We start from the raw sequence: 11,331 nt of genomic DNA, 5'->3' as shown, positions 1-11,331 counted from the left end.
CACCATCTGCATAAAGATATCTTTTAAATTACCGGCAACTGTAATTTCGGCGACAGGCTCGGCTAACTGTCCATCGCGGATAATAAAGCCGGAGGCACCACGGCTGTAATCACCCGTAATCATATTGACGCCACTGCCAATCATTTCGGTCACATAAATACCCAGCTTGATATCTGACATCAATTCTTCGGGTGTGACCTTTCCAGCTTCCAGATAAAGGTTAGCCGTTCCTGTTGACGGAGGCCCCCCGACGCCTCTTCTGGCGTGACCTGTCGGGGTCATGCTCAATTGACGAGCGGCAGCCGAATCAAGCAACCAGCCATTCAATCGGCCTTTTTCAATAATATTATTGGGTTTTGTTGGTAGGCCTTCGCCATCAAAAGCGCGCGAAGCAATCCCTCTTTTCCGCCAAGGGTCTTCTTTAATGGTGATATCTTCGTTGAAAACTGGCTTTCCAAGGCTGTCTAACAAAAAGCTGGTCTTGCGCGTGATAGCGCCGCCGCTGATGCCTTGAATTAAATAGGATAAGAAGCCGCTACCGACGCGTGGGTCAAAAATAATCGGCATTTGACCGCTATCAATCCGCGTTGGATTTAAACGCGCAATTGTCCGTTCAGCCGCTCTTTTCCCAATCAATTCAGCCGCGTCTAAATCTTCAAAATGGCGGGTAGCATGAAAATCATAATCACGCTGCATATTAACCCCTTGCCCTGCAATAACACAGGCAGAGCAGCCATAGCTTGAAGAACTGGAACCGCGAGTAAAACCATCACTCGTCGCTAGGGCAAAAATCGTGCGTCCTGCGCTGGCAGAAGCCCCTTCACTATTCGTAATACCGTCTACTGAACGGGCAGCATCCTCCGCTTTTAAGGCCAGCTCTCGCAAGACAGCTGAAGCAATATCCTTTCCATCATCGCTTTCGATTTCAGGCGCTGCGCCCTGCATCAGCAATTCTTTCGGTGCCAAGCCTGCCCAGCGGTCTTCGGGTGCCTCACGTGCCATCGCAACGGCTCTTTCAACCAAGGCATCCAAGGCTTCTTTCGAAAAATCAGAAGAAGAAACACTGGCCGAACGATGTCCGATAAACAATCTTAGACCGATCTCTGCGCCTTCAGAGCGACCCACATCTTCCAGTTGTCCCAAGCGAACGGAAATATCTTGGGATTGTCCTTGGACAAAAACAACATCAGCCGCGTCGGCTCCGGCTTGACATGCAGCAGCCACCAAACGGGCTGCCTGTTCTTCTGCTTGCGATATAGTTAACATAGTATTGGAATAAGCGAAGCTGATCGCAGATAACAGCTAATTTTTAAAAAAATACCCCTCTTTCATTAGGATTTTGTCCTTTTGAAAGAGAGGCATCTCTTCTTCGGTTTAAAACAGGATGATGATTATTTAGAAGGCAATATGCCTGCTTCTTCTTCTGTGATCGTTGCCAGATTATGGCCGCGATAGCTTCCCGTTTGAGTTTTCAAGAAGGCCACAATATCCTGAACATCCTTTTCAGGGATTTGACCTTTCTGTGTCTGGTAGCGCACCATTTCACGAACAGCTTCTTCCAAAGTTTTGGCGCTGCCATCGTGGAAATAAGGTGCCGTCAATTCAATATTCCGTAATGTTGGCACATTGAAACGATGCATATCAAGGGCATTATGCGTTTGAGAGAAACGGCCTTGATCAGCATCAGTTGGGTGACCTCTTTTACCGAAATAGTCACCTTCAAGTCCCATGACTTCAAAACTTTGACCACCCATCGCTTTACCAACATGGCAAGAAGCACAACCTAGATCTTTAAACAACGCGTAACCGCGTTTTTCCTGTTCGTTGATAGCGTTTTCATGGCCTTTTAAATATTGGTCAAAACGACTGTCAGGCGTTACCAAAGTTGCCTCATAAACAGAGATTGCATTGGTAATACGTTCCTGATTAGCCTGACCGCCATAGACCTTTATAAAGGCTTCTTTGTAGCCCGGCTGTGCCATAACGCGCTTGCTAACCTCTGCCCAATCATGGGAACCCATTTCCAGAGGATTCATGACAGGCCCCGCCGCCTGTTCCTGTAAATCTTTTGCTCGACCATCCCAGAATTGCAGTTTGTTATAAACCGAATTGTAAACAGTAGGTGCGTTAATGGGGCCTTTTTGTCCCTTGATACCCGTAGAGGTGACGAGATTATCCACCCCACCTTTGTTCAGGCCGTGACAGCTGGCACAATTCAAAGTGCCATCGCCAGAAAGCTGTTTGTCAAAAAACAGACGTTCCCCAAGGGCGATTTTTTCTTTGTCAGAAAAGTCAGCTGCTGGAATAGGCTGTATCGGTTCGGACTGGAACTGAGGCGCAACAAGCCCAGCCGCATCATAGTTTTTAATCCGGCTTTCTTTGATCCATTCCAGCATAGCCTTTTTGCCCTTTTCACCAAGGGCAGCATGCCAATGCATGGTAAGATACATTTTCGGCGGCATCATGTCATGTTCAACAACGAACTGCATTCTTGCCAAGGATTCCTCATCGACCGCTTCGCCTTTTTCCAAGGCATTTAAAACCGGTTGTATCTGGAAATGCTGTAACCCGCGTTTGATATCACGCTGCATCAGCTGTTTTGCGACGGGCAAGCTAGCATAAAAAGGCAGTTTAGCATCTTTGGTATGACAGTAATCGCAGCGGGCTTCTGCAATCGTATCAAAGGCAGCCTTAGCTTTCGGATTATTATTTGTCGGGGAGAGCGAAGAAAGTTTGGGGGCTGTTTCATGATCGTAATGAACCAGATACGAGGTCGTTGCCCCATAGGCCACCACTGCCAAGACGACCGCAGACCCGAATAAAGCCTTGATATTCATAAAACTTGTGCTTGCCCCTCGTTATCTTAATCCAGCGCCAGAGATGATCGGATAAACATCTATAAATTTATAGTATCCGATACCCTATTGAAGATGGTTTACCTTTTTATTTATTGTGGATTAACAAAAATACGTCATTTTTCCAAGATGGAAAGCACATCCCTTTTAGAGTAAAAGGCATAACTGTCATTTCAATTTTGACTAATTCTTGATGATTTTGATGATGCCAATAGTTATCATTAAAGTGATAATAAAATACCCGTCCTTTACAGGTGTTTTAACCTGAATTTCATTGGAAATATTGGCTATCTTTACAAAAATTTTTAATCAGAAACGCCGAGAAAGAATAAAGAAAAAGATAAAATAGAAGGTGGCTTTAACAGGAATAAAGCCACCTCTGAAATTTTAGAAAAGGGAAAGGTCTTATTTTACCCATTCATCGGGCGTATAGCCTTGGGCAAAAAGGATCGCGGTCATATCGCCATAGCTGATATGGGCATCTGAATGAGAAACTGTGCGTGGTTTGGCATGATAAGCAACGCCAAGGCCAGCTGCCTCAATCATCGGAATATCATTAGCGCCATCGCCCAAGGTGATGGTTTCTTCTAATTTAATACCAAAACGCTGGCATTCTTCCTGCAAAATTTCTTTCTTGGTTTCAGGTCCTAAAATCGGATCAAGCACCCGACCCGTCAATGTATCGCCTTCGACCTCCAAGGTGTTGGCAAAGGGTTTTTCAAAACCGATTTCTTTTGCAACGGGCACGGCAAAATCAAGAAAACCGCCAGAAACCAGAAAACAATGGGCGCCATTGGCATTCATCGTCTGAATAAGCGTTTTGATTCCGGGGGTTAAATGAATGCGATCGCGGACGCATTCCTGAATAATAGATGTTTTCAAACCCGCCAGAAGTTTGGTTCTGGCTTTCAGAGATTCGTCAAAATTCAATTCTCCCCGCATTGCGCGGATCGTGATTTCTTCGGATTCTTTTCTGAAACCGGCATAATCAGCCAGCTCATCCATGCATTCATCAGCAATCGCGGTTGAATCCATATCAGATATCAGCAATTTTTTGCGACGATGCTCGTCATTTTGCACAAAAACATCGATACCCGGCATCGAATCAAAAAAAACAGCCCGTGCATCTGCCAGACTGATATCTTCTAAAGACAGATCAATCGCTTTTTCAGGTGCCAGCCATTTCTGATCCCCGATTTTACCGCCCTTTGCAGCCAGAAGTGACCGAGCTTGATCAAGAGCATCTACGGGCAAGGATTTTGCTGCTATCAGTGTAGCAATGAGCATATCCGAATCTCCTAAAAAACATCCAGTTCTCCTCATCGCAGGCCCAACAGCAAGCGGCAAGTCGCAATTAGCTATTGCAATGGGGATGAAAACAAATGGCATTATTATTAATGCCGACGCCTCGCAATTATATACGGATCTTCAAATCTTAACAGCCCGTCCGAGCGATGCGGATGAAAAAATATTACCCCATCGTCTCTTTGGGATTCAGGATGGCAGTGAACCCGCATCGGCTGTTTTTTGGGCAGAACTGGCTAAAAAAGAAATAAAAAATGCCCATGCAAGTGGCAGACTTCCTATTCTGGTCGGTGGCACAGGTCTTTATATTAGAACCTTGCTAGAGGGCATTGCTCCGATACCGGACATTAACCCCGATCTGCGTGAAGAAGTCCGATCAATGTCTGTAGAAGAGGCTTATAGCGCCCTACAGCAAGAAGATCAGATTGCAGCAGACAGGCTTCTTCCGACGGATAAGACGCGCATTATGCGGGCTTTGGAAGTGATGCGTTCGACGGGCTATCCTTTGCATTATTGGCAGCAAAGAAAAACGGGCGGCATTGCTAATGAAATAAAATTGCAATCTTTTGTCATTATACCGCCAGCAAATATCTTGAGGTCTCGTTGTGACAAAAGATTTGATCAAATGTTGGAACAAGGTGCCGAGAAAGAAGTTATTCGACTAATGGGTCGTCAATTACCGGCAGATTTACCGATTATGCGGGCTATTGGCGTAAGAGAAATAGTGTCTTATATAAGAGGGGAAATTGATCGATTAACAATGATCGAAAAAGCAAAGGCAGCTACCCGTCAATATGCCAAAAGGCAGAGAACGTGGTTTCGTCATCAGACGGACGAGAGTTGGATAAAAATTTTCGATGACATCAATTTTAAAAAAATTGACGATTTCGCAATAAAATTATTATCAATATAGTTGACGTGAATAGTTTTATTCTTTTAAGGCCGTCCTCTACCTTTGCTATTTTTAAATTCACTGAGATTTTTAGCCTTTCCCTTATCAAGGCTACAAACTGAACCATGACAATCATCGCGATTGGATCATGGGGTTTCGAAAAGGAAATAAAGCATGTGTCGCCAACTCAGCGGCGCCGCCATTGTTCTTGAAACACTCAAGGATATGGGTGTCGATCTGATCTTCGGCTATCCCGGCGGAGCAGTTCTCCCCATTTACGATGCCCTTTATCAGGATGAAGGCATCCGGCATATTCTGGCTCGCCAAGAAGGCGGGGCTGTCCATGCAGCAGAAGGCTATGCGCGGTCGACCGGAAAACCCGGTGTTGTTATAGTGACTTCAGGCCCGGGGGCGACCAATGCCGTTACCGGCATCGCTGACGCCATGCTTGATTCTATTCCGTTGGTTGTTTTTTCTGGTCAGGTCGCTACGAATTTAATCGGAACCGATGCTTTCCAAGAGGCGGATACCATCGGTATTACCCGCCATTGCACCAAGCATAACTATCTGGTTCGCGACCCGAAGGACTTAGCCCAGACGATTGTCGAAGCTTTCCATTTGGCGACCTCCGGTCGTCCGGGGCCGGTGGTTATTGACCTTCCGAAAAATGTTCAGACGGCGGTTATCGACTACATCAAACCGGATCCTAACAAGCGGATGCATCGCGGTTATCGTCCGCGTGTTAAAGCGGATCCAGTGGAGATTACCAACGCTCTTGATATGATTTCCAAGGCAAAGCGTCCGGTTTTCTATACCGGTGGCGGCGTTATCAATTCTGGTCCCGATGCCAGCAAAGCCTTGCGTGAATTAGCTGACTTAACAGGTGTTCCGGTAACCTCAACCCTGATGGGCTTGGGCGCATTTCCAGCCTCTTCCCAGCAATGGTTGGGCATGCTTGGTATGCATGGCACATATGAAGCTAATTATGCCATGCATGAAGCCGATCTGGTCGTTGCCCTTGGCAGCCGCTTTGATGATCGCGTCACCTGCAAAGTTGAAGGTTTTTCACCTCATTCCAAGAAAATTCATGTCGATATTGATCGTTCTTCGATCAATCGTATCATCCATGTGGATTTGCCAATTGTGGGTGATGTCGGATCAGTCATGCAGGACATGGTCGCGCTTTGGAAAGAAAAGCATTACCAGATGCAAGATATTTCGGCATGGTGGGTGCAGATTGATGAATGGCGCGCCAAACAATGCCTGAATTTTACCAAGCAGGGTAGCGAGATCATGCCGCAGCAGGCTATCCGTAGCCTGTGGGAAGCTACAAAGGGTAAAAATCCGATCGTCTCGACAGAAGTCGGACAGCATCAGATGTGGACCGCCCAGTATTTCGGTTTTGACTCTCCCAATCATTTCCTGACTTCAGGTGGTTTGGGAACGATGGGCTATGGTTTCCCGTCTATTATTGGCGCGCAGGTCGGTAATCCAGACAGCCTCTGCATGACGATTGCTGGTGAAGCCTCTTTCCAGATGAATATTCAGGAAATGGCTACGGTTGCTCAATATCGTTTGCCGGTGAAAATTTTTATCTTGAATAACCGTTTCATGGGCATGGTGCGTCAGTGGCAAGATTTGCTTTATGATCATCGCCGGTCACAAAGCTATTCAGAAGCGCTGCCTGATTTTGTTGCATTGGCTAAGGCTTATGGCTGGAATGCGCTTAAAATTGAGAAACCTTCCCAGCTTGAAGATGGCATCAAAACGATGTTGGAAACGCCGGGGCCTGTCTTGGTTGACTGTCAGGTTGCTCAATTAGCGAATTGTTTGCCGATGGTGCCGCCGGGAGCCGGCCAGACTGAAATGATTTTGGAATCGGATATCACCGATAACCATGTCAAGAAGCCGGAATATACTCCTTCCGCTGCACCTTCGTCTGCGACTACCATTCGCGGTTAATCTTTAAGGACTTTGCCCATCATGGATAGTGGAGAAGTGATAGAGCGCCATACGCTTTCTGTCACTGTTGATAACGTTGCTGGTATTCTTGCCCGCATTTCAGGCATGTTTTCTACCAGAGGCTATAATATCGAAAGCCTGACCGTTGCGGATGTCACAAAAGATAATGCCATAAGCCGGTTAAGCATTGTGACCAGTGGCCTTCCTCATGTCATCGACCAGATGGTTCACCAGTTGGACCGTCTGCCGCCGGTGCATCGGGTTGTCGATTTGACAGCCATTGGCCCCCATGTTGAACGGGAATTAGCCCTTATTAAAGTGGTTGGTGTGGGTGATAATCGTATCGAAGCCTTGCGTTTGGCTGAAGTTTATCATGCCCGAGTGGTTGATGCGACCATTGCCAGTTTTATCTTTGAAGTTACCGGCACAACTGAAAAAGTTGAAAAATTTCTCGAGCTTATGGGTGAATTGGGCTTGGTTGAAGTCGCGCGCACGGGTATTGCAGCCATGGCGCGCGGTCGGGATGCTTTTTAAGTTTCACCTGATATTTATGCGTTTAGAATTAGAGTAGGAAGTAAAATGAAAGTTTATTACGATAGTGATGCTGATCTTGGGCTGATCAAGTCCAAGAAAATCGCTATTCTGGGCTATGGTAGTCAGGGTCACGCCCATGCACAGAATTTGCGCGATTCTGGTGTTGCCGAAGTAGCTATTGCGCTTCGTCCTGATTCGGCTTCTGTTAAAAAAGCACAGGATGCTGGTTTCAAGGTTTTGACCAATGCTGAAGCCGCAAAATGGGCTGATATCCTGATGATCTTGGCACCTGATGAACATCAGGCTGCTATCTATGCCGAAGATTTAAAAGATAATCTGCGCCCTGGTAGCGCCATTGCGTTTGCTCATGGTTTGAACATCCATTTCGGCCTGATCGAACCCCGCAAAGATATCGACGTTTTCATGATCGCACCGAAAGGCCCAGGTCACACGGTTCGTTCTGAATATGTCCGTGGTGGTGGTGTGCCGTGCTTGGTCGCCGTTGATCAGGATGCCAGCGGTAACGCTCATGATATCGCTCTTGCTTATGCTTCTGGCATCGGCGGCGGTCGCTCTGGTGTTATTGAAACCACTTTCCGTGAAGAAGTCGAAACCGATTTGTTTGGTGAGCAGGCTGTTCTCTGCGGTGGTTTGACTGCTCTTATCACGGCTGGTTTTGAGACCTTGACTGAAGCGGGTTACGCGCCTGAAATGGCATTCTTCGAATGTATGCATGAAATGAAGCTGATCGTGGATCTGATCTACGAAGCAGGTATTGCCAATATGCGTTATTCGATTTCTAACACTGCCGAATATGGTGATATCGTATCTGGCCCGCGGGTCATCAACGAAGAATCCAAAAAGGCAATGAAGGCTATTCTGGACGATATCCAGAGCGGTCGTTTTGTCAGCAAATTTGTTCTTGATAACCGTGCTGGTCAGCCGGAACTCAAGGCTGCCCGTAAACGCATGGCGGCTCACCCGATCGAACAGGTCGGCGCACGTCTGCGTAAAATGATGCCGTGGATCGCCAGCAACAAGCTGGTTGATAAGGCTCGCAACTAGTTTTTCTAAGAACTAGATTGTTCAAGAAGGCCGGAAACATTGTTTCCGGCTTTCTTGTATCTGGCCGAATTGTCACTATTTTTTATCTCAAATAGCATTCCCAAGCTATGCATGGCTTAAATTCTGCACAAAAGAGCCTATTTGCGATTAAGGTTTTTGTCCGATATTAGCCGCGCTCTCTGCGCCTATAAAAATCCACATAAAAATTGAGTTTGTCGATGGATCTGCAATGCTGACGAATGCTGACGCGGGAAAAGTCTTCTACCTGTATCCGCTTTATTTTTATTCTATTGGGTTAATAATCCAATATCTGCCAATATAGAGCAGGCACAAGATTTCTTGAAAGAAACAAGCAGTTATATAAGTCTTCTACGCTAGTTTAAAATCAGTCAAAATGATATGATTATTTTATATTTTGGTTATTGCCGCTCTTATATTGAACGAACTTCTAAATTCTTGATTTAACTTGCGATGCGCTCTTTTACAGAAACAAAGATTCTTTAATAATCTTATCTTAGCCACGTTGTTTTGTAATTTATTTACAGTATTTCAAGATTACACCCAACCCTTTCAATATTCTGATTTGTCGCCTTTATAAAAAGCGCGTGCTTAAAGTGGTCTTGTGTAAAGACGACAATCAGAATTCAATAATCCCCTAGCTTTGATAGGATAAAGTTATCCTGCCGAGGATTTGGAATAGAAAATCAATCTTCCTTGAAATCAATTTCACCTAAAAAACGCTCGGCTTCTAACGCGGCCATACAGCCCGTTCCAGCAGCCGTAACGGCTTGACGGTAATGCTTGTCCATCACATCGCCGCAGGCAAAAATTCCTTTGATGCTGGTTTGGGTCGTACCGGGTGTGACTTCAATATAGCCTTCATCATCAAGTTTTAAATGCCCCTGAAACAGTTCAGTGGCGGGTTTATGGCCAATAGCAATAAAGGCACCTTCGGTTTCAAGGAGAGATTCTTTGCCTGTTTTCGTATCTCTCAATTTGACTGCTGATAAGGCGCTATCTTCCCCAGCAATAAATTCAGCAACTTCACTATCCCAGCGTATCTTGATCTTTGGATTCGCTAAAAGGCGCTTCTGCATAATTTTTTCAGCCCGCAGGCTATCACGGCGATGAATCAGCGTCACTTCAGGGCTATGATTGGTCAGATAAAGTGCCTCTTCAACAGCGGTATTGCCGCCTCCAATCACAACGACTTTTTTCCCACGGAAAAAGAAGCCATCACAGGTAGCGCAAGCTGAAATACCCTTGCCACGGAGGGCTGTTTCACTTTCAAGGCCAAGCCAACGCGCTTGTGCGCCAGTTGAAATAATTAAGCTATCAGCCAAATAGACCTGACCACCATCACCCGTTAAACGATAGGGGCGCTGAGAAAAATCGACCGAAGTGATGATGTCCCAGACCAGCTTTGCACCGACATTTTCAGCCTGAGCCTGCATTTCTTCCATCAACCAAGGCCCTTGAATAGGCTCGCGGAAGCCGGGGAAATTTTCGACCTCAGTTGTAATTGTCAACTGACCACCCGGCTGCAAACCTTGTGCCACGATCGGGTTTAATCCAGCACGAGCCGCATAAATGGCTGCGGTTAATCCGGCAGGCCCGCTGCCAAGAATAAAAACACGGGTAGATATGGGATCAGCACTCATCACCAGCGCTCCTTCAAAAAGGGAAATGAGATAAAAAGATTGTCACTCTACAGCAGATTGGAAGCTTTATGATAAGATAATCTTTTATGAAAAATTTTTAAAAAAGCTCTTCCAAATGCCCTAAAAATCAGGGTTCATTTTACGAAGAGGCAATGTCATTGTGGTAAAGAGGATATGAAGAATATCGGTTTATTCAACCAATTTTTACTAACAAAGACGTTAGCTTAAATATGAGGAAAGTATAAAATTTTAGGTCTTATCTGATATGATTAAAACCATCTATTCCATAAATCGTTTTATAGCATTTCTGACAAGCAGCACAAAAAAGACGGCGCTGATATCAGCGAGCCAATCGGCTAATTCGGCATCACGGTGAATAAAGGGGATAGCTTGGGTCAGTTCAATGAGAGCACCAAAAAGGCTAAGACCTATAGCAATTTTAAAAGAAGGCGTTTTTTGCCAAGCCAAAGCTGCCAGAATAGTCAATGTCAGGAAGGCTATAATATGGTCTATTTTGTCACTGGGAGCCAAATGAATCGTATCAGGCGCGGGTAAAATAGCCAGCACATAGGCAGTGAACAACGTCAGCCAAAAAACAATTTTGATGCAGGATTGTAACTTAGAAGAGGTCAAGAAGGTATATCATCAATAATAAAGTGACGAGGTGGCCGAAGCCACCCCGAAATAACAGCTTATTTCTTTTTCAACAGAGCGCCAAAACGCTTGTTAAAGCGGGCAACCTGGCCACCAGCATCAACCAACTGTGAACGACCGCCAGTCCATGCCGGATGAACGCGCGGATCAATATCCAGCTTCATGGTATCGCCTTCTTTACCCCATGTAGAACGGGTTTCGAATACGGTACCGTCCGTCAACTGAACCTTGATAAAGTGATAATCAGGATGAATATTCTGCTTCATGATAAACTCCGTTAGATAGCTGGTTACCGACCAGCCGGATAGAGAAGCTGCATCTAGCCTGCTCTTGCCAAAGAAACAAGAGCAGCCAAGATACAAATAATAATAAACGCTGTTCGCTAAAGCAAAAATCAGCTAGC

Annotated in this window: 10 protein-coding genes; 4 read left to right on the top strand and 6 right to left on the bottom strand. The window is 45.7% G+C overall.

The window, feature by feature from the left end; genetic code table 11:
* The 3 genes from LDL18_RS07255 to serB all read right to left on the bottom strand — a co-directional run.
* Positions 1 to 1,266: TldD/PmbA family protein (locus LDL18_RS07255; protein WP_296508238.1), on the bottom strand; the 1,266-nt coding region annotated here is incomplete at its 3' end.
* Between the two features lie 125 nt (positions 1,267 to 1,391).
* Positions 1,392 to 2,837, bottom strand: coding sequence for a cytochrome-c peroxidase (locus LDL18_RS07250; protein ID WP_296508236.1), 1,446 nt, complete (start codon positions 2,835 to 2,837; stop codon positions 1,392 to 1,394).
* Positions 2,838 to 3,260: 423 nt separating this feature from the next.
* Entirely contained in the window at positions 3,261 to 4,142 is an 882-nt protein-coding gene (gene serB, locus LDL18_RS07245) for a phosphoserine phosphatase SerB (RefSeq protein ID WP_296508235.1), read from the bottom strand.
* On the opposite strand from serB, the gene miaA reads away from it, so the two are divergent.
* The 4 genes from miaA to ilvC all read left to right on the top strand — a co-directional run bounded on the left by miaA (position 4,135) and on the right by ilvC (position 8,613).
* Positions 4,135 to 5,073 (top strand): tRNA (adenosine(37)-N6)-dimethylallyltransferase MiaA, encoded by a 939-nt coding sequence (gene miaA, locus LDL18_RS07240; protein WP_296508234.1) that lies wholly within the window; start codon positions 4,135 to 4,137, stop codon positions 5,071 to 5,073. The genes serB and miaA overlap by 8 nt on opposite strands.
* A gap of 153 nt (positions 5,074 to 5,226) precedes the next feature.
* Positions 5,227 to 7,014, top strand: coding sequence for a biosynthetic-type acetolactate synthase large subunit (gene ilvB / locus LDL18_RS07235; RefSeq protein ID WP_296508232.1), 1,788 nt, complete (start codon positions 5,227 to 5,229; stop codon positions 7,012 to 7,014).
* Between the two features lie 21 nt (positions 7,015 to 7,035).
* Positions 7,036 to 7,548, top strand: coding sequence for an acetolactate synthase small subunit (gene ilvN / locus LDL18_RS07230; protein ID WP_011240967.1), 513 nt, complete (start codon positions 7,036 to 7,038; stop codon positions 7,546 to 7,548).
* A gap of 45 nt (positions 7,549 to 7,593) precedes the next feature.
* A complete protein-coding gene (gene ilvC, locus LDL18_RS07225) occupies positions 7,594 to 8,613 on the top strand; it encodes a ketol-acid reductoisomerase (RefSeq protein WP_011240968.1) in 1,020 nt (339 codons plus the stop codon).
* A 704-nt stretch (positions 8,614 to 9,317) separates the two neighbouring features.
* On the opposite strand, the gene trxB is transcribed toward ilvC, so the two are convergent.
* From trxB to rpmE, 3 genes are all read right to left on the bottom strand, one after another.
* Positions 9,318 to 10,274 (bottom strand): thioredoxin-disulfide reductase, encoded by a 957-nt coding sequence (trxB, locus tag LDL18_RS07220; protein WP_296508228.1) that lies wholly within the window; start codon positions 10,272 to 10,274, stop codon positions 9,318 to 9,320.
* A gap of 279 nt (positions 10,275 to 10,553) precedes the next feature.
* Positions 10,554 to 10,907 (bottom strand): teicoplanin resistance protein VanZ, encoded by a 354-nt coding sequence (locus LDL18_RS07215; RefSeq protein ID WP_296508227.1) that lies wholly within the window; start codon positions 10,905 to 10,907, stop codon positions 10,554 to 10,556.
* A 59-nt stretch (positions 10,908 to 10,966) separates the two neighbouring features.
* Complete coding sequence (gene rpmE / locus LDL18_RS07210; protein ID WP_011240972.1) at positions 10,967 to 11,194, bottom strand: 50S ribosomal protein L31; 228 nt, start codon at positions 11,192 to 11,194, stop codon at positions 10,967 to 10,969.
* Positions 11,195 to 11,331: the final 137 nt, after the last annotated feature.

Source organism: Zymomonas sp. (assembly GCF_020216885.1).
Lineage (GTDB): Bacteria > Pseudomonadota > Alphaproteobacteria > Sphingomonadales > Sphingomonadaceae > Zymomonas.
The sequence above is the reverse complement of the archived record's forward strand: the minus strand, read 5'-3'. Positions and strand labels throughout refer to the sequence as shown.